Source organism: Enterobacter cloacae complex sp. S3, assembly GCF_014930495.1.
Lineage (GTDB): Bacteria > Pseudomonadota > Gammaproteobacteria > Enterobacterales > Enterobacteriaceae > Enterobacter > Enterobacter asburiae_B.
Map to the genome: position 1 here is coordinate 153,884 of NZ_JADBRD010000019.1, position 18,245 is coordinate 172,128.

An 18,245-nucleotide genomic window follows, 5' to 3' on the forward strand; every position below is an offset into this window, starting at 1 on the left:
ATTAAGCATATGATTTTATTATCAATAAAACCCTATATGTAAATTTATTGTTATTCACATCACAAATCTTTCACTTCTGATTGCGAAATAAACAGCAAAAGCATAAAACCAGATCATTAACATATTAATGAAATCACAACCCGGACCACCGGGGTGAGGAGTATATGAATGAAAGGTACCGTTTTTGCCGTCGCCCTCAACCATCAAAGCCAGCGTGAAGCCTGGCGTGAGGCCTTTGAAAAAGCTCCCTACAACACGCCGCCGAAAACAGCGGTGTGGTTTATCAAACCGCATAACACGGTGATCCGCGCGGGCGAGCCGATCCCCTTCCCGCACGGGGAAACGGTATTAAGCGGCGCGACGGTGGCGCTGGTCGTGGGCAAAACCGCCAGCAAGGTGCGCGTGGAGGACGCCGCGGCGTACATCGCGGGATATGCGCTCGCCAACGAGGTGAGCCTGCCGGAAGAGAGCTTCTACCGCCCGGCCATCAAGGCCAAATGCCGGGACGGATTTTGCCCGCTCGGCGAACTTGTCGCCGTGGATAACGTGGATAACCTGACCATCATCACCGAGATCAACGGCCGCGAAGCGGACCACTGGAGCACGGCCGATCTTCAGCGCAGCGCCGCCGAACTGCTGAGCGCCCTGAGCGAGTTCGCCACCCTCAATCCCGGCGATGCGATCCTGCTCGGCACCCCGCAAAGCCGCGTGGAGATCCGCCCGGGCGATCGCGTGCGCGTTCTGGCGGAAGGTTTTCCGCTGCTGGAAAACCCGGTGGTGGATGAACGCGACGTCGCTTTCACGCACAGCACGCCGCCGCACGCCACGCTGTTTGCCCTCGGTCTGAACTATGCCGACCACGCCAGCGAGCTGGACTTCAAGCCGCCCACCGAGCCGCTGGTATTTATCAAAGCCCCGAACACCTTCAACGGCGACGGCCAGACGTCGGTGCGCCCGAACAATATTGAATACATGCATTACGAAGCGGAGCTGGTGGTGGTCATCGGCAAAACCGCGCGTAAGGTCAGCGAAGCCGAGGCGATGGACTGTGTTGCGGGCTATACGGTCTGCAACGACTACGCCATCCGCGACTACCTGGAAAACTACTACCGCCCGAACCTGCGGGTAAAAAGCCGGGACGGGCTGACCCCCATTTCCCCAAACATCGTGCCAAAAGAAGCCATCCCCGATCCGCACAACCTCACCCTGCGCACCTTCGTCAACGGCGAGCTGCGGCAGGAAGGCACCACCGCCGATCTCATTTTTAGCATCCCGTACCTGATTGCGTACCTGAGCGATTTTATGACCCTGCAGCCGGGCGACATGATTGCCACCGGCACGCCGAAGGGGCTGTCCGACGTGGTGCCGGGCGATGAGGTAGTGGTGGAAGTGGAAGGCGTGGGACGCCTGGTGAACCGGATTGTCAGCGAGGAGACTGCAAAATGAAAAAGATTAACCACTGGATCAACGGTAAAAACGTCGCCGGAAGCGAGTACTTCCACACTACCAACCCGGCCTCCGGCGAGGTATTAGCGGAAGTCGCCGCCGGCGGTGAAGCTGAAGTTCACCAGGCCGTCGCCGCCGCCAAAGAGGCGTTCCCGAAATGGGCCAACCTGCCGATGAAGGAGCGCGCGCGCCTGATGCGTCGTCTGGGTGACCTGATCGACCAGAACGTGCCCGAGATCGCCGCCATGGAAACCGCCGACACCGGCCTGCCGATCCACCAGACCAAAAACGTGCTGATCCCGCGCGCCTCACACAACTTCGAGTTCTTCGCCGAGGTGTGCCAGCAGATGAACGGCAAAACCTACCCGGTCGACGACAAGATGCTCAACTACACCCTGGTGCAGCCGGTGGGCGTCTGCGCGCTGGTGTCGCCGTGGAACGTGCCGTTTATGACCGCCACCTGGAAGGTCGCGCCGTGCCTGGCACTCGGAAACACCGCGGTGCTGAAGATGTCTGAACTCTCCCCGCTGACCGCCGACCGTCTGGGCGAGCTGGCGCTGGAGGCGGGCATTCCTGCGGGCGTGCTCAACGTGGTGCAGGGTTACGGCGCGACGGCAGGCGACGCGCTGGTGCGCCACCACGACGTGCGCGCGGTCTCCTTCACCGGCGGCACCGCCACCGGGCGCAACATCATGAAAAACGCCGGGCTGAAGAAGTACTCCATGGAGCTGGGCGGCAAATCCCCGGTGCTGATTTTTGAAGATGCCGATATCGAGCGCGCGCTGGACGCCGCCCTGTTCACCATCTTCTCGATCAACGGCGAGCGCTGCACCGCGGGCTCGCGCATCTTTATCCAGCAGAGCATCTACCCGGAATTCGTGAAGCGCTTTGCCGAGCGCGCCAACCGCCTGCGCGTGGGCGACCCGACCGATCCGAACACCCAGATTGGCGCGCTGATCAGCCAGCAGCACTGGGAGAAGGTTTCCGGCTACATCCGTCTCGGCATCGAGGAAGGCGCAACCCTGCTGGCGGGCGGCCCGGACAAACCAGCCGATCTGCCTGCGCACCTGAAGGGCGGCAACTTCCTGCGACCAACCGTGCTGGCGGACGTCGACAACCGCATGCGCGTGGCCCAGGAAGAAATCTTCGGCCCGGTGGCCTGCCTGCTGCCGTTTAAGGACGAAGCGGAAGGCCTGCGCCTGGCCAACGACGTGGAGTACGGCCTGGCGTCGTACATCTGGACTCAGGACGTCAGCAAGGTGCTGCGCCTGGCGCGCAGCATCGAAGCGGGCATGGTGTTCGTGAACACCCAGAACGTGCGCGACCTGCGCCAGCCGTTTGGCGGCGTGAAGGCCTCCGGCACCGGCCGCGAGGGCGGCGAGTACAGCTTCGAGGTATTCGCGGAGATGAAGAACGTCTGCATCTCCATGGGCGACCATCCGATTCCAAAATGGGGGATCTGACCATGGGTAAATTAGCGTTAGCGGCGAAAATCACCCACGTACCGTCGATGTACCTCTCCGAGCTGCCGGGTAAAAACCACGGCTGTCGGCAGTCGGCCATCGATGGGCATAAAGAGATCGGCAAGCGCTGCCGCGAGCTGGGCGTGGACACCATCATCGTGTTCGACACCCACTGGCTGGTGAACAGCGCGTACCACATCAACTGTGCGGACCATTTTGCGGGCGTCTACACCAGCAACGAGCTGCCGCACTTTATCCGCGACATGACCTACGACTACGACGGCAACCCGGAACTCGGCCAGCTGATCGCCGACGAGGCGGTGAAGCTCGGCGTGCGCGCCAAAGCGCACAACATCCCGAGCCTCAAGCTGGAGTACGGCACGCTGGTGCCGATGCGCTACATGAATGCGGATAAGCACTTCAAAGTGGTCTCCATCTCGGCGTTCTGCACGGTTCACGACTTTGCCGACAGCCGCAGGCTGGGCGAGGCCATCGTCAGCGCCATCGAAAAATACGACGGCACCGTGGCGGTACTCGCCAGCGGCTCGCTGTCGCACCGCTTTATCGACGACCAGCGCGCGGAGGAAGGGATGAACAGCTACACCCGCGAGTTTGACCGTCAGATGGACGAACGCGTGGTGAAGCTGTGGCGCGAAGGCCAGTTTAAGGAGTTTTGCAGCATGCTGCCGGAGTACGCCGACTACTGCTACGGCGAGGGCAACATGCACGACACGGTGATGCTGCTGGGGATGCTCGGCTGGGACAAATACGACGGCAAGGTGGAGTTCCTCACCGAGCTGTTCGCCAGCTCCGGCACCGGCCAGGTCAACGCCGTTTTCCCGCTGCCCGCGTAAGGAGCCACCATGCCGCACTTTATTGCTGAATGTACCGACAACATCCGCGAGCAGGCCGACCTGCCGGGGCTGTTTGCCAAAGTAAACGAGGCGCTGGCCGCCACGGGCATCTTCCCCATCGGCGGCATCCGCAGCCGCGCCCACTGGCTGGACACCTGGCAGATGGCCGACGGCAGGCACGATTACGCCTTTGTGCATATGACGCTGAAGATTGGCTCCGGGCGCAGCCTGGAGAGCCGGGAAGCCGTGGGGGAGATGCTGTTTGCGCTGATCAAAACGCACTTCTCGGCGCTAATGGCGAGCCGCTATCTGGCGCTGTCGTTCGAGCTCGAGGAGCTGCATCCGACGCTCAATTACAAACAAAACAACGTGCACGCGTTGTTTAAGTAATACCGTCCCCTCTCCCTTTGGGAGAGGGTTAGGGTGAGGGGATACCTCTGCGGCCCGATGCCCTCACCCCGTCCCTCTCCCACGGGGAGAGGGAGAAAACAAACGTAAAACAGGATATCGCCATGCTCGACAAACACACCCATACCCTGATCGCCCATCGCCTGCATCAGGCGGAACAATCCCGGGAGCAGATCCGCGCGATCTCGCTGGACTACCCGGAGATCACGATTGAAGACGCCTACGCCGTCCAGCGCGAATGGGTCAGCCTGAAAATCGCCGAAGGCCGCGTGCTGAAGGGCCACAAGATCGGCCTGACCTCCAAAGCGATGCAGGCCAGCTCGCAGATCAGCGAGCCGGACTACGGCGCGCTGCTGGACGACATGTTCTTCCACGACGGCAGCGACATTCCCGTCGATCGCTTTATCGTTCCGCGCATCGAAGTGGAGCTGGCGTTCGTGCTGGCAAAGCCGCTGCGCGGACCGAACTGCACCATCTTCGACGTCTACAACGCTACGGACTACGTCATCCCCGCGCTGGAGCTGATCGACGCCCGCTGCCACAACGTTGATCCGGAAACCCAGCGCCCGCGCAAGGTGTTCGACACCATCTCTGATAACGCCGCCAACGCGGGGGTGATCCTCGGCGGCCGCCCGATTAAGCCCGACGAACTGGATCTGCGCTGGATCTCCGCCCTGCTCTACCGCAACGGCGTGATCGAAGAGACCGGCGTCGCCGCAGGCGTGCTTAACCACCCGGCGAACGGCGTGGCGTGGCTGGCGAACAAGCTGGCACCGTACGACGTGCAGCTTGAGCCCGGCCAGATTATTCTCGGCGGCTCGTTTACCCGCCCGGTGCCCGCCAGCAGAGGCGACACCTTCCACGTCGACTACGGCAACATGGGCTCCATCAGCTGCCGCTTTGTGTAAGGAGACAACCATGCAAAACGCATTCAAAGCGGCGCTGAAGGCGGGCCGCCCGCAAATCGGTTTATGGCTGGGGCTCACCAGCAGCTACAGCGCCGAGCTGCTGGCCGGGGCAGGCTTCGACTGGCTGCTGATCGACGGCGAGCACGCGCCGAACAGCGTGCAAACCGTGTTAACCCAATTACAGGCCATCGCGCCCTATCCCAGCCAGCCGGTGGTGCGCCCGTCGTGGAACGACCCGGTGCAGATAAAACAGTTGCTGGACGTGGGCGCGCAAACCCTGCTGGTGCCGATGGTGCAAAACGCCGACGAAGCGCGGCTGGCGGTACGTGCCACCCGCTACCCGCCCGCGGGCATTCGCGGGGTCGGAAGCGCCCTGGCGCGCGCCTCGCGCTGGAACCGCATCCCGGATTACCTGCAGCAGGCCAACGACGCCATGTGCGTGCTGGTGCAGATTGAAACCCGCGAGGCGCTAAAAAATCTGCCGCAGATCCTGGACGTGGAAGGCGTCGACGGCGTGTTTATCGGCCCGGCGGATCTGAGCGCCGACATGGGCTTTGCCGGCAATCCGCAGCACCCGGAGGTGCAGGCCGCCATCGCGCAGGCTATCGCGCAGATCCTCAGCGCGGGCAAAGCGCCCGGCATCCTGATGGCGAACGAGCCGCTGGCGAAACGCTACCTCGAGCTTGGCGCGCTGTTTGTCGCCGTCGGCGTCGACACCACCCTGCTCGCCCGCGGCGCCGAAGCGCTGGCGGCACGCTTTATCGAACAACCGGTTACGTCAGTTAATAACAATAAATCCGTCTACTAAACGTAAGATCTGGAGCGCACCATGACGACCTCTACCCTGCAAACCCATGATAATAAAGCTGTTGAACATCGCGCCATTAACAAGCTGTTCCGACGCCTGATCGTCTTTCTCTTCATCCTGTTTGTCTTTTCGTTTCTCGATCGCATCAACATCGGCTTTGCCGGGCTGACGATGGGCAAAGATCTGGGCCTTACGTCGACCATGTTTGGCCTGGCCGCGACGCTGTTTTACGTCACCTACGTGCTGTGCGGGATCCCGAGCAACATCATGCTGGCGAAGATCGGCGCGCGGCGCTGGATCGCCGGGATCATGGTGGTGTGGGGCATCGCCTCCACCTGCACCATGTTTGCCACCAGCCCTGAAACGCTCTACGTTCTGCGCATGCTGGTGGGCATTGCCGAAGCGGGCTTCCTGCCGGGGATCCTGGTCTACCTCACATGGTGGTTCCCGGCCTATCACCGCGCCCGCGCCAACGCGCTGTTTATGATCGCCATGCCGGTGACCATGATGCTCGGCTCGATCCTCTCCGGCTACATTCTGGCGATGGATGGGCTGTGGAACCTGAAGGGCTGGCAGTGGCTGTTCCTGCTGGAGGGGCTGCCGTCGGTGGTGCTCGGCGTGGTGACCTGGTTTTATCTCAACGACACGCCGGATCAAGCTACCTGGCTCGACGACGACGAAAAGCAGGCGCTGAAAACGATGATCGCCCGCGAGCAGGAGGTCGCCATTGTCCAGTCCGTCACGCCGCGATCGACGCTGCGCGAAGTGCTGACCCCGGCGGTGCTGCTCTACACGCTGGCCTACTTCTGCCTGACCAACACGCTCAGCGCCATCAACATCTGGACGCCGCAGATCCTGCAAAGCTTCAACACGGGAAGCAGCAATATCGTCATCGGCCTGCTGGCGGCGATCCCGCAGTTTTGCACCATTCTCGGGATGATCTGGTGGAGCCGACGCTCCGACAGGCTGAAAGAGCGAAAAAAGCACACCATCCTGCCGTACCTGTTCGCCGCGGCGGGATGGATGCTGGCCTCGGCCACCGATCACAGCCTGATCCAGCTGCTTGGCATCATTATGGCCTCAACCGGATCCTTTACCGCCATGGCGATATTCTGGACCACGCCGGATCGGGTGATTAGCCTGCAGTCCCGCGCGGTGGCGCTGGCGGTGATCAACGCCATCGGCAACGTCGGATCCGCCGTCAGCCCGCTGCTGATCGGCATTCTGCGTGATGCGACCGGCAGCTTCAGCTCCGGACTGTGGTTTGTGGCCGGGCTGCTGGTGGTCGGCGCGCTGGTGCTGACGCGCATCCCGATGACGCAGCGCGAAAGCCTTGAGCGCGAGCCGGGCGTCGCGGCGCATAAGATCCACTAGGGAGCCGCCATGTGCCAGAGCCCCATTACCAACATCGACATCAGCAAGGAGTACGACGAAAGTCTGGGCACCGACGATGTGCACTACCAGTCGTTCGCGCGCATGGCGGCCTTTTTTGGCCGCGACATGCAGGCGCACCGTCACGACCAGTATTTTCAGATGCACTTTCTCGATACCGGGCAGATTGAGCTCCAGCTCGACGATCACCGCTACTCGGTGCAGGCTCCGCTGTTCGTCCTCACGCCGCCGTCGGTGCCGCACGCGTTTATCACCGAATCCGACAGCGACGGACACGTGCTGACGGTGCGCGAGGATCTGATCTGGCCGCTGCTGGAGGTGCTCTACCCCGGCACGCGGGAAGCGTTTGGCCTGCCGGGGATCTGCCTGTCGCTGGCCGACAGGCCGGACGAGCTGGCGGCGCTGAAGCACTACTGGCAGCTTATCGCCCGGGAATCCACGGAACAGCTGCCGGGGCGCGAACATACTCTGGTCCTGCTGGCGCAGGCGGTGTTTACCCTGCTGCTGCGCAACGCGAAGCTCGACGACCACGCTTCGGGCGGCATGCGCGGCGAGCTGAAGCTGTTCCAGCGCTTTACCCAGCTGATAGATGCCCACTACCACCAGCACTGGACTGTGCCGGAATACGCCAGCGAGCTGCACCTGACCGAATCCCGCCTGACCGATATCTGCCGCCGCTTCGCCAACCGACCGCCGAAGCGGCTGATCTTCGACCGCCAGCTGCGGGAAGCCAGGCGGCTGCTGCTCTTCTCCGACAGCGCGGTCAGCGACATTGCCTGGCAGCTGGGGTTTAAGGATCCGGCCTATTTTGCCCGTTTTTTTAATCGCTTAGTGGGGTGTTCGCCGAGCGCGTATCGGGCGCAGAAAGTACCGGTGTCGCCTGTTCCCCTCTCCCAAAGGGAGAGGGAGTAACCGTCCCCTCTCCCTTTGGGAGAGGGTTAGGGTGAGGGAAATCACACTCTGCGATCTCTCGCGAAAAGTACTCGTCGTTGTCCCAATCGTCCCTTCACGCTCCGCCCCTCTCAGGCTTCAATTAAACAACAAAAACAAAACATAAATTTAACAACTCTATTCCGATACGAGGTCCCTATGAAGCCTGAAGATTTCCGCGCTGATGCCAAACGTCCGTTAACCGGCGAAGAGTATTTAAAAAGCCTGCAGGACGGCCGTGAGATTTACATCTACGGCGAGCGCGTCAAAGACGTCACCACCCACCCGGCGTTTCGCAACGCGGCGGCCTCCATCGCGCAGATGTACGACGCGCTGCACAAGCCGGAGATGCAGGACACGCTCTGCTGGGGCACCGACACCGGCAGCGGCGGCTATACCCACAAGTTCTTCCGCGTGGCGAAAAGCGCCGACGACCTGCGCCAGCAGCGCGACGCCATCGCCGAGTGGTCGCGCCTGAGCTACGGCTGGATGGGCCGCACGCCGGATTACAAAGCCGCGTTCGGCTGCGCGCTCGGCGCCAACCCGGCCTTCTACGGCCAGTTCGAACAGAACGCCCGCAACTGGTACACCCGCATTCAGGAAACCGGCCTGTACTTCAACCACGCCATCGTTAACCCGCCGATCGACCGCCACAAGCCGGCGGACGAGGTGAAAGACGTCTACATCAAGCTGGAGAAAGAGACCGACGCCGGGATTATCGTCAGCGGCGCGAAAGTGGTGGCAACCAACTCGGCGCTGACCCACTACAACATGATCGGCTTCGGCTCCGCGCAGGTGATGGGCGAAAACCCGGACTTCGCGCTGATGTTCGTCGCGCCGATGGATGCCGAAGGCGTGAAGCTGATCTCCCGCGCCTCTTACGAGATGGTGGCAGGCGCAACCGGATCCCCGTACGACTACCCGCTCTCCAGCCGCTTCGACGAGAACGACGCGATCCTGGTGATGGATCATGTGCTGATCCCGTGGGAAAACGTGCTGATCTACCGCGATTTCGACCGCTGCCGTCGCTGGACGATGGAAGGCGGCTTTGCGCGGATGTACCCGCTGCAGGCCTGCGTTCGCCTGGCGGTGAAGCTCGACTTCATCACCGCCCTGCTGAAGAAATCCCTGGAGTGCACCGGCACCCTGGAGTTCCGCGGCGTGCAGGCCGATCTCGGCGAAGTGGTGGCCTGGCGCAACATGTTCTGGGCGCTGAGCGACTCCATGTGCTCCGAAGCCACCCCGTGGGTCAACGGCGCGTATCTGCCGGATCACGCCGCGCTGCAAACCTACCGCGTGATGGCGCCGATGGCCTACGCGAAGATCAAGAACATCATCGAGCGTAACGTGACGTCCGGGCTGATCTACCTGCCGTCCAGCGCCCGGGATCTGAACAACCCGCAGATCGACCAGTATCTGGCGAAGTACGTGCGCGGCTCCAACGGCATGGATCACGTCGAACGCATCAAGATTTTGAAGCTGATGTGGGACGCCATCGGCAGCGAGTTTGGCGGCCGTCACGAGCTGTACGAAATCAACTACTCCGGCAGCCAGGATGAGATCCGCCTGCAGTGTCTGCGCCAGGCGCAAAGCTCCGGCAACATGGACAAGATGATGGCGATGGTTGACCGCTGCATGTCCGAATACGACCAGCACGGCTGGACGGTGCCGCACCTGCACAACAACAGCGATATCAACATGCTCGACAAGCTGCTGAAATAGCGCAGCGGGAGGTTGCAATGCATTCAGATGAACAACGCCTGCGTTTTCGCGACGCAATGAGCAGCCTGTCGGCGGCGGTTAATGTGATCACCACCGAGGGCGAGGCGGGCCGCTGCGGCATTACTGCCACCGCCGTCTGTTCGGTCACGGACACCCCGCCGTCGGTTATGGTGTGCATCAACGCCAACAGCGCCATGAACCCGGTATTTCAGGGCAACGGCAGGCTGTGCGTTAACGTGCTGAACCACGAACAGGAGATCATGGCTCGCCATTTTGCGGGGATGACCGGTATGACGATGGAGGAGCGCTTTACCCTCTCCTGCTGGCAGAAAGGACCGCTGGCGCAGCCGGTGCTCAAGGGCGCGCTCGCCAGCCTTGAGGGCGAGATTAGCCAGGTGCAAACCATCGGCACGCATCTTGTCTACCTTGTTGAAGTTAAGAACATCATTCTGAGTGACGCGGGACACGGTCTGATCTACTTCAAGCGCCGTTTCCACCCGGTCATGCTGGAGGCGGAAGCCGCCGTGTGATCCCCCCCTCGCGCTGGCCTTTTTTTCCGGCCAGCGCCGCTTTCTACAAAAACTCCTAAGGTTTCCGCTAAATCACGCCGTTATATACCCATAAGAGAAATTTTCTGTGACTGAATACTGACACCCTTTGTCAGTGCATCCGCATCATTCAGCGCATACCTAAATATACAGGATGACCTTATGGCTAAAACGACGCGGAGCCGCTCGGCTGAACGTCTGGTCGATATTCTGGTTGAGCTACATTTAAACGGTGTGGTAAACCGCAGTGCGCTAATGGAAAAATTTAAAATTACCGAGCGTACCGTCTACCGGGATTTAAATGCCCTCTCTCCCATTGTTGAGCATACCGGTAACGGGCTATATCGGCTGATCCATTCTGCACAATCGCCCGGCGGACAAGGCTTACATCACACCCTTGCTAACTTCCTGAATGCTGACAGCTTTTTCCCTGAAAGAAATATGGAATTCTGGCAAAAGCTTGAAACGCGCGTTGACGAAAACCATATTCTCATTCTTGGAAATGAGGCAGAACACACGGTAGAACGTGATATTCGCCGTCATTTAACGAAAATCGAGAGATCGATTAAAAACCATAATGTTTGTCAGATCGTTTATAAGGGAAAAACCCGTCTGATTAATCCCTATAAACTCATTAACAAAAAAAATATATGGTATTTACAAGCCACCGAAAATAGCCGCCTGAAATCCTTCTCATTGAGCCAGATTAGCTGGTTTGATATTCAGAAAACGACCTTCACGCCCGAAGAAAATGTCCTTGAGCTGCTGGAGAAAAGCCTCGATCCCTGGGTGTCTGAAAATACTTTCGCGGTGAAAATATTTATCAAAGATAATATTTCACATTACTTCCTGCGCCGCGATCTTCTGCCGGAACAGGAGCTGCTGGAGGAGCAGCAGGGCGGCGTCACGCTGCGCTGCCAGGCGGCGCACGAGAACCAGATCCTACCGCTGCTGTTCTACTGGCTGCCCCACATTCAGATTCTGGAACCGAACTGGCTGAAGGAAAAACTGATTAGAACGCTGGAGAACTATCTGGCGGTGGAGCGTAACCCGAATAATCAAGTGATCTCAATCACATAATTTCGCCCCCTGGCGGCGAGCCGGAACCGCTCGTCGCCCCCTTTGACCGCTCACCCGGCACTTTCAACCACTCATTCATTTACCGTCCTTTACACGCGCGAGGATCTGGCACGATCGCTCCAGCATTAATCAATACCTCCTCACAACGAACCCTGACCCTTTTTTCTTTACATAAAAAACCAGGTCTTACTATGGATACTAAAAAACTACTGAAGCACGTGCCCTGGGCCTTACTCGGGATCCTCGGCGCTTTCTGTCTGGCGGTTGTCGCATTACGCCGGGGCGAACACGTAAGCGCCCTGTGGATCGTGGTCGCGTCGGTTTCCGTCTATCTTGTTGCTTATCGCTACTACAGCTTGTACATCGCGCAGAAGGTCATGAAGCTCGACCCGACGCGCGCCACCCCGGCGGTCATTAACAATGACGGCCTGAACTACGTGCCAACCAACCGCTACGTGCTGTTTGGTCACCACTTTGCCGCTATCGCTGGCGCAGGCCCGCTGGTCGGCCCGGTGCTGGCCGCGCAGATGGGCTACCTGCCGGGAACCCTGTGGCTGCTCGCCGGCGTAGTGCTGGCGGGTGCGGTGCAGGACTTTATGGTGCTGTTTATCTCTTCTCGCCGTAACGGGGCCTCTCTGGGTGAGATGGTCAAAGAAGAGATGGGCCGCGTGCCGGGGACTATCGCGCTGTTCGGCTGCTTCCTGATTATGATCATCATCCTCGCGGTGCTGGCCCTGATCGTGGTGAAAGCGCTGGCCGAAAGCCCGTGGGGTGTCTTCACCGTCTGCTCAACCGTGCCGATTGCGCTGTTCATGGGTATCTACATGCGCTTCCTGCGTCCGGGCCGCGTGGGTGAAGTGTCGGTGATTGGTATCGTGCTGCTGGTAGCGTCTATCTACTTCGGCGGCGTGATTGCGCACGACCCGTACTGGGGCCCGGCGCTGACCTTCAAGGACACTACCATTACCTTCGCGCTGATTGGCTATGCGTTTATCTCCGCGCTGCTGCCGGTCTGGCTGATTCTGGCCCCGCGTGACTACCTCGCGACCTTCCTCAAAATCGGCGTTATCGTTGGTCTGGCGATCGGTATCCTGGTGATTAACCCGGACCTGAAAATGCCGGCAGTAACCCAGTACATCGACGGTACCGGCCCGCTGTGGAAAGGCGCCCTGTTCCCGTTCCTGTTCATCACCATCGCCTGCGGTGCGGTCTCCGGCTTCCACGCCCTGATTGCCTCCGGTACCACGCCTAAGCTGTTGGCGAACGAGAAAGACGCGCGTCTGATCGGCTACGGCGCAATGCTGATGGAGTCCTTCGTGGCGATCATGGCGCTGGTTGCAGCCTCCATTATCGAACCGGGTCTCTACTTCGCGATGAACACCCCGCCTGCGGGCCTCGGCATCACCATGCCAAACCTGCACGAAATGGGCGGTGACAACGCGGCGCTGATTATGGCGCAGCTGAAGGACGCGAGCGCACACGCGGCGGCGACCGTCAGCTCCTGGGGCTTCGTGATTTCGCCTGAGCAGATCATGCAAACCGCGAAGGACATCGGCGAACCGTCCGTACTGAACCGCGCCGGTGGCGCGCCGACGCTGGCCGTCGGTATCGCACACGTGTTCCACAAGGTGCTGCCGTGGGCGGACATGGGCTTCTGGTACCACTTCGGTATTCTGTTCGAAGCGCTGTTCATCCTGACCGCGCTGGACGCCGGTACCCGTGCGGGCCGCTTCATGCTGCAGGACCTGCTCGGTAACTTCGTGCCGTTCCTGAAGAAAACCGACTCTCTGGTGGCGGGTATTCTGGGTACTGCGGGCTGCGTAGGCCTGTGGGGCTACCTGCTGTATCAGGGCGTTGTCGACCCGCTCGGCGGCGTGAAGAGCCTGTGGCCGCTGTTCGGTATCTCTAACCAGATGCTCGCAGCCGTTGCTCTGGTGCTGGGTACCGTGGTCCTCGTGAAGATGAAGCGCACCAAATACATCTGGGTAACCGTTGTTCCTGCGCTGTGGCTGCTGCTCTGCACCACCTGGGCGCTTGGCCTGAAGCTGTTCAGCGCCAACCCGCAGCTGGAAGGCTTCTTCTTCATGGCTAACCAGTACAAAGAGAAGATTGCCGCAGGCGGCGCGGACCTGACCGCTCAGCAGATTGCCAACATGAACCATATCGTGGTGAACAACTACACCAACGCGGGTCTGAGCATTCTGTTCCTGGTGGTGGTGTACAGCATTATTTTCTACGGCATCAAAACCTGGCTGAACGTGCGCAACGCCGACGGCCGTACGGATAAAGAAACCCCGTACGTGCCGGTGCCGGAAGGCGGCGTGAAGACCTCTTCACACCATTAATCCGCAATCCTCCCCCTCTCCCTTTGGGAGAGGGCTGGGGTGAGGGAAACATAAGCCTAGCGGACTCACATCGCCGGGCTTTTTCTGTCTGGAACCCACAATGTTTGGTAACTTAGGCGAAGCAAAAAAATACCTCGGTCAGGCGGCGAAAATGCTGATTGGCATTCCGGACTATGACAACTACGTTGAGCATATGAAGACCAACCATCCGGATAAGCCGTACATGACCTACACCGAATTCTTCCGCGAGCGTCAGGAAGCGCGCTACGGCGGAAGTGGAGAAGGCGGCGTTCGCTGCTGCTAAAGGAGAGACCATGACCCCGATTGCCGTTACCCTGCTGACCGGTTTCCTCGGCGCCGGTAAAACCACCCTGCTGCGCCACATCCTGAACGAACAGCACGGCTTCAAAATCGCCGTCATCGAAAACGAATTCGGCGAGGTCTCCGTTGACGATCAATTGATCGGCGATCGCGCCACCCAGATCAAAACCCTGACCAACGGCTGCATCTGCTGCACCCGCTCTAACGAATTAGAAGACGCCCTGCTGGACCTGCTCGACAGCCGCGATCGCGGCGAGATCGACTTTGACCGCCTGGTGATCGAGTGCACCGGCATGGCCGACCCCGGCCCGATTATTCAGACCTTTTTCTCTCACGAGATCCTCTGCCAGCGCTACCTGCTGGACGGCGTCATTGCCCTCGTCGACGCGGTTCACGCCGACGAGCAGATGAACCAGTTCACCATCGCCCAGTCTCAGGTGGGCTACGCCGACCGCATCCTGCTGACCAAAACCGACGTGGCGGGCGAAAGCGTTAAGCTGCGCGAGCGCCTGACGCGCATTAACTCCCGCGCGCCGGTTTACACGGTGACGCACGGAGACATCGCTCTGTCTCAGCTGTTCAATACCAACGGCTTTATGCTGGAAGAGAACGTCACCGCAAAGCCGCGCTTCCACTTTATGGGAGACAGGCAAAACGACGTGGCGTCGATAGTGGTGGAGCTGGACTACCCGGTGGACATCAGCGAGGTTTCGCGCGTGATGGAAAACCTGCTGCTGTCGTTTGCCGACAAGCTGCTGCGCTACAAAGGGATGCTGTGGATTGACGGCGAGCCGAACCGCCTGCTGTTCCAGGGCGTGCAGCGCCTGTACAGCGCCGACTGGGATCGCCCCTGGGGCGAGGAAGCGCCGCACAGCGTGATGGTGTTTATCGGTATCCAACTCCCGGAAGAAGAAATTCGGGCGGCGTTTGCGGGTCTGAAGAAATAACAGCCATGCATCCCCTCTGCCCAGTAATTTATTAACCTGAAGCGATGAACGTTGCTTCAGGTTAATTAATGACTTACAGCGACGCCCTGGTCCGGCTGTAAATCGCCGAAGCGTTTCCGTAAGGCCGGGGCGAGGCGCAGGGATGCGCCGAGAGGGCGTGGCCTGCAGGGATGCAGGCTCATGCCCGACCCGATAGCCTGAAGGAATAAGCTGAGGGCACCGCGAAGCGGCGATTTACCGCCGGGAGCCCGGGTCGCCAGGGTGGTGGCGATTGAGCCACCCTGGCACGTTCACCGGTCATGCCGTTACAGAGTAGCAAGGAACATGAAGTGAACGGAATGACCACTAGAGCCGTATGTTCCCCCTCACCCCAGCCCTCTCCCTCAAGGGAGAGGGGGCGTCTGTGCAGGCATTATTTTGTGGGGATACTTATTTCACCGCCTCCGGCAGCGTCACAATCCACAGCTCGCTGTCCGACTCCGGCTTCTTCAGCGGCTTCACGCTGAGCGTGGTTTCCACCGGCTTATCATCCAGCGTCAGCTTGCCTTCCGCGTTCACCCGATAATCCTTGAGCTTCTTGCCCTCGACCGGGTTTTGCATCGCCACCTTTACGCCAAAGTCGTTATCGTTCGCTACCGCAAGCGTTTTGCTGTCGATCAACGCCAGCCCTTCGGCCTTCTCCTGCAGCCAGCCCAGCGCGCGCAGATCGACGACCTGTGTTTTAGCCGCAAGGGTAATGCCGCGCTGCACCAGGGTTTTCTCATCATCAAACTCCGGGTACTCGCCCGGCTTGTCGAAGGCGGAAAGGTCGCTCGCCTTGCTGAGATCCACCTTGTAAATCAGGTTACGCATCCCGTCGTTTTTATCGCTTCCCTGCTCAATCAGCAGGATGTGCTGGTCATCGAGCGCCACGATGTCGCCGATTTTGGCGTCGCTGTTTTTGCTGTAGGCCGCGCTGTCGATAGGGTAACCGTACATCGCCGTTTTCCCGGTCGCCGGGTCGAAGCTCACCAGACGCGTAAACAGCGCCTGCTTTTTGCTCTTGCCGTCAATATCCAGCGTGCTTTGCACGGCGGCGATAATCCGCCCGTCCGGCATCCGGGTCAGGCCTTCAAAGCCCCGGTTCGCCTGGCGCCATTTGATAATGTTTGGCAGGCCGCCCGCGATGGATTTCTCCCCTTCCGCGGCCTGCGGCCCGTGGATCGCCAGGATCTTCCCTTTGCTGTCGACGTTAATCAGGAACGGGCCATATTCGTCGCACAGCCAGTAGCCGCCTTTGCCGTCCGGGGTGATGCCTTCCGTGTCCAGCCCACGGTTGTCACCCTTCAGGATCTTGAGGGTGTCGCTGAACGCCACTTCATTGGTGGAGCCAATCACGCCGCTTTGCAGCGGCAGACCGTTGATCTCGCCTTTATCATCATGCAGCGGGCGGGCGTCGACAGCCTCCGCTTTGCCGTTCTGAACGCGGATGGTCATCAGCAGCGGCGCGAAATCTGGCGTGACAAATATTTTGGCTTCGTTTTTACCCATTTTTGGCGCATCGGCGTTTGGACCGCGATCGGTCACGGTCGCAAAGGTCAGGGCGTCGCCCTGCTTGCCCGTAAACAGCAGGCCAGAACCGATTCCCACGGGGAGTCCGTCCGGAAACGCGCTGGCAAACGCGCCGCTGTAGCTCACCTGGGAGCCTTCAGGGAAGCTGACGACATAGCGCTCAGCAGTGGGCTGCGCCGCCAGGCCAGAGAAAGAGAGCGCACAGCCGATTAGCACAGGAATAATTTTTCTTTTCATATTGTTAGCATCCAGTTAGTGAAGCCAACAACGTAAAGAATAAACGTGTCAGAAAAATGACATGGAAGGTAAAACGGCCTGCGCGATTGAACGTATATTCATCGCTCGAAATGTAAGGCTTTGTTGTTTTGTGTGACAGGCGAAACATTTTTGGAAATTATTAGAAACCCAATTAATTCATCTCAAATCACTATCCCCGCCTCGTTCAGTTTATGTTTAGTCAAAAAACTAAACGGTTCCTAAACGCTAAAAACATCCCCTGTTGACACCCCGACAATCAAACATCATTGCAACAACTTCAATAAAAAAGTTAACAATATCAGTATAAAACAGCGATTTATATCACATTTGCAGTCATTAACATCGCTTGTTAAGGTGCGCCCAGATGAATTTAATGACGAGGCAAAAAACATGAAAAAACTGAATATCCTTCTTCTTTCTGCTCTGGCTGCCGTATCGGGTTCCGCACTGGCGATGGGCGGCACCGTTGAGCAGGGTAAAAACTTTACCAACCTCAATCTGGAAATGGGGAAATCCTCATCCGGTGTTTATCTCGAAAGTAACTGGCTGAAAAACACCGACGACGGTACCCAGACCGGCGGCGTGGGCGCAGGCTACAACCTGGGTCTTGGCCCGGTGATGCTGAACGCGGGCGCAAAAGCCATCTACCTCGGCCCGAAAAAAGGCGATAACGGCGTGGCGTTCCCGATTGGCGGCGGCGTAAACGTTGCCCTGACCGACAGCATCCACGTGTACGGTGAAGGCTATGTCGCACCAGAAGGCCTGAACAACAGCGTGAAAAACTACGTCGAAGCCAACGGCGGCGTAAGCTGGACGCCAATTACGCCAGTGACCCTGAAAGTGGGCTACCGCCACGTGAGCGTGGACGGCAAAGACGGTCGTCCTGGCCACACGCTGATTGACGGCGCATACGTAGGCGGTGGAGTCACCTTCTGATGAAACACCGCATTACCGCGCTTTGCGTTCTGAGCCTCACGCTGATGCTCGCCGGCTGCGTCCAGTACAAATGGGTGAAACCGGGCGTCAGCGATGCGGAAATGAATAAAAAGCTCACGGAATGCGAAGCGCAGGCGCTGATCGATCTGCCCCCGGATAACGTCGTGACCGGCTCGAGCTCGGAAAAAACGGACAAAAAGAACAAGAAAAAGGATATTTCCACGAGCTACACGGTTGAAGACGCGAACGAATATCGCCGGGATACGCTAGTCGACAGCTGCATGTTCAAAAGCGGCTGGGACAAGATCGAAGTGCAATAATCCCTTTA

General features: G+C 59.2%; 17 protein-coding genes. 16 read left to right on the top strand and 1 reads right to left on the bottom strand.

All coding sequences use genetic code 11. The features are described 5' to 3' along the window. Window positions 1–168 precede the first annotated feature (168 nt). From hpaG to yjiA, 14 genes are all read left to right on the top strand, one after another. On the top strand, window positions 169–1,446 hold the full coding sequence (gene hpaG, locus IM317_RS12525) for a 4-hydroxyphenylacetate degradation bifunctional isomerase/decarboxylase (protein ID WP_033144563.1): 1,278 nt from the start codon (window positions 169–171) through the stop codon (window positions 1,444–1,446). Then, window positions 1,443–2,909 (top strand): 5-carboxymethyl-2-hydroxymuconate semialdehyde dehydrogenase, encoded by a 1,467-nt coding sequence (gene hpaE / locus IM317_RS12530; RefSeq protein WP_033144562.1) that lies wholly within the window; start codon window positions 1,443–1,445, stop codon window positions 2,907–2,909. The genes hpaG and hpaE overlap by 4 nt, the downstream gene beginning before the upstream one ends. Before the next feature lie 2 nt (window positions 2,910–2,911). Next, window positions 2,912–3,763, top strand: coding sequence for a 3,4-dihydroxyphenylacetate 2,3-dioxygenase (hpaD, locus tag IM317_RS12535; RefSeq protein WP_033144561.1), 852 nt, complete (start codon window positions 2,912–2,914; stop codon window positions 3,761–3,763). 9 nt (window positions 3,764–3,772) lie between these two features. Next, a complete protein-coding gene (locus tag IM317_RS12540) occupies window positions 3,773–4,153 on the top strand; it encodes a 5-carboxymethyl-2-hydroxymuconate Delta-isomerase (protein WP_033144560.1) in 381 nt (126 codons plus the stop codon). Between the two features lie 122 nt (window positions 4,154–4,275). Next, window positions 4,276–5,079: a 2-oxo-hept-4-ene-1,7-dioate hydratase gene (gene hpaH, locus IM317_RS12545; RefSeq protein WP_024908290.1), complete on the top strand. Its 804-nt coding sequence runs from the start codon at window positions 4,276–4,278 to the stop codon at window positions 5,077–5,079. 10 nt (window positions 5,080–5,089) lie between these two features. After that, on the top strand, window positions 5,090–5,887 hold the full coding sequence (hpaI, locus tag IM317_RS12550) for a 4-hydroxy-2-oxoheptanedioate aldolase (RefSeq protein ID WP_033144559.1): 798 nt from the start codon (window positions 5,090–5,092) through the stop codon (window positions 5,885–5,887). A 21-nt stretch (window positions 5,888–5,908) separates the two neighbouring features. Next, window positions 5,909–7,261: a 4-hydroxyphenylacetate permease gene (gene hpaX / locus IM317_RS12555; RefSeq protein ID WP_033144558.1), complete on the top strand. Its 1,353-nt coding sequence runs from the start codon at window positions 5,909–5,911 to the stop codon at window positions 7,259–7,261. 9 nt (window positions 7,262–7,270) lie between these two features. Continuing rightward, on the top strand, window positions 7,271–8,191 hold the full coding sequence (gene hpaA, locus IM317_RS12560) for a 4-hydroxyphenylacetate catabolism regulatory protein HpaA (protein ID WP_033144557.1): 921 nt from the start codon (window positions 7,271–7,273) through the stop codon (window positions 8,189–8,191). 177 nt (window positions 8,192–8,368) lie between these two features. Then, complete coding sequence (gene hpaB, locus IM317_RS12565; protein WP_033144556.1) at window positions 8,369–9,931, top strand: 4-hydroxyphenylacetate 3-monooxygenase, oxygenase component; 1,563 nt, start codon at window positions 8,369–8,371, stop codon at window positions 9,929–9,931. A gap of 17 nt (window positions 9,932–9,948) precedes the next feature. Beyond that, a complete protein-coding gene (locus IM317_RS12570) occupies window positions 9,949–10,461 on the top strand; it encodes a 4-hydroxyphenylacetate 3-monooxygenase reductase subunit (RefSeq protein ID WP_033144555.1) in 513 nt (170 codons plus the stop codon). Window positions 10,462–10,641: 180 nt separating this feature from the next. After that, window positions 10,642–11,559 (top strand): YafY family protein, encoded by a 918-nt coding sequence (locus IM317_RS12575; RefSeq protein ID WP_033144554.1) that lies wholly within the window; start codon window positions 10,642–10,644, stop codon window positions 11,557–11,559. Between the two features lie 191 nt (window positions 11,560–11,750). After that, the gene (locus IM317_RS12580; protein ID WP_023334384.1) at window positions 11,751–13,904 is read left to right on the top strand and encodes a carbon starvation CstA family protein; all 2,154 of its coding nucleotides are present in this window, start codon (window positions 11,751–11,753) and stop codon (window positions 13,902–13,904) included. Between the two features lie 100 nt (window positions 13,905–14,004). Next, window positions 14,005–14,208, top strand: coding sequence for a YbdD/YjiX family protein (locus tag IM317_RS12585; protein WP_003856610.1), 204 nt, complete (start codon window positions 14,005–14,007; stop codon window positions 14,206–14,208). A 10-nt stretch (window positions 14,209–14,218) separates the two neighbouring features. Next, window positions 14,219–15,172 (top strand): GTPase, encoded by a 954-nt coding sequence (yjiA, locus tag IM317_RS12590; RefSeq protein WP_033144553.1) that lies wholly within the window; start codon window positions 14,219–14,221, stop codon window positions 15,170–15,172. A gap of 429 nt (window positions 15,173–15,601) precedes the next feature. On the opposite strand, the gene IM317_RS12595 is transcribed toward yjiA, so the two are convergent. Then, complete coding sequence (locus tag IM317_RS12595) at window positions 15,602–16,960, bottom strand: esterase-like activity of phytase family protein (protein ID WP_033144552.1); 1,359 nt, start codon at window positions 16,958–16,960, stop codon at window positions 15,602–15,604. Window positions 16,961–17,371: 411 nt separating this feature from the next. Here IM317_RS12595 and IM317_RS12600 point away from each other — a divergent pair, with 411 nt between their 5' ends. Together IM317_RS12600 and IM317_RS12605 are read left to right on the top strand one after the other, a co-directional pair. Further along, on the top strand, window positions 17,372–17,917 hold the full coding sequence (locus IM317_RS12600; protein ID WP_023310269.1) for a YfaZ family outer membrane protein: 546 nt from the start codon (window positions 17,372–17,374) through the stop codon (window positions 17,915–17,917). After that, on the top strand, window positions 17,917–18,237 hold the full coding sequence (locus IM317_RS12605) for a hypothetical protein (RefSeq protein WP_033144551.1): 321 nt from the start codon (window positions 17,917–17,919) through the stop codon (window positions 18,235–18,237). The genes IM317_RS12600 and IM317_RS12605 overlap by 1 nt, the downstream gene beginning before the upstream one ends. Window positions 18,238–18,245: the final 8 nt, after the last annotated feature.

Excerpts from the sequence above, each read along its gene's own strand:
- hpaG (WP_033144563.1), top strand. The coding sequence starts at position 169 with ATGAAAGGTACCGTTTTTGCCGTCGCCCTCAACCATCAAAGCCAGCGT.
- hpaE (WP_033144562.1), top strand. The coding sequence starts at position 1,443 with ATGAAAAAGATTAACCACTGGATCAACGGTAAAAACGTCGCCGGAAGC.
- hpaD (WP_033144561.1), top strand. The coding sequence starts at position 2,912 with ATGGGTAAATTAGCGTTAGCGGCGAAAATCACCCACGTACCGTCGATG.
- IM317_RS12540 (WP_033144560.1), top strand. The coding sequence starts at position 3,773 with ATGCCGCACTTTATTGCTGAATGTACCGACAACATCCGCGAGCAGGCC.
- hpaH (WP_024908290.1), top strand. The coding sequence starts at position 4,276 with ATGCTCGACAAACACACCCATACCCTGATCGCCCATCGCCTGCATCAG.
- hpaI (WP_033144559.1), top strand. The coding sequence starts at position 5,090 with ATGCAAAACGCATTCAAAGCGGCGCTGAAGGCGGGCCGCCCGCAAATC.
- hpaX (WP_033144558.1), top strand. The coding sequence starts at position 5,909 with ATGACGACCTCTACCCTGCAAACCCATGATAATAAAGCTGTTGAACAT.
- hpaA (WP_033144557.1), top strand. The coding sequence starts at position 7,271 with ATGTGCCAGAGCCCCATTACCAACATCGACATCAGCAAGGAGTACGAC.
- hpaB (WP_033144556.1), top strand. The coding sequence starts at position 8,369 with ATGAAGCCTGAAGATTTCCGCGCTGATGCCAAACGTCCGTTAACCGGC.
- IM317_RS12570 (WP_033144555.1), top strand. The coding sequence starts at position 9,949 with ATGCATTCAGATGAACAACGCCTGCGTTTTCGCGACGCAATGAGCAGC.
- IM317_RS12575 (WP_033144554.1), top strand. The coding sequence starts at position 10,642 with ATGGCTAAAACGACGCGGAGCCGCTCGGCTGAACGTCTGGTCGATATT.
- IM317_RS12580 (WP_023334384.1), top strand. The coding sequence starts at position 11,751 with ATGGATACTAAAAAACTACTGAAGCACGTGCCCTGGGCCTTACTCGGG.
- IM317_RS12585 (WP_003856610.1), top strand. The coding sequence starts at position 14,005 with ATGTTTGGTAACTTAGGCGAAGCAAAAAAATACCTCGGTCAGGCGGCG.
- yjiA (WP_033144553.1), top strand. The coding sequence starts at position 14,219 with ATGACCCCGATTGCCGTTACCCTGCTGACCGGTTTCCTCGGCGCCGGT.
- IM317_RS12595 (WP_033144552.1), bottom strand. The coding sequence starts at position 16,960 with ATGAAAAGAAAAATTATTCCTGTGCTAATCGGCTGTGCGCTCTCTTTC.
- IM317_RS12600 (WP_023310269.1), top strand. The coding sequence starts at position 17,372 with ATGAAAAAACTGAATATCCTTCTTCTTTCTGCTCTGGCTGCCGTATCG.
- IM317_RS12605 (WP_033144551.1), top strand. The coding sequence starts at position 17,917 with ATGAAACACCGCATTACCGCGCTTTGCGTTCTGAGCCTCACGCTGATG.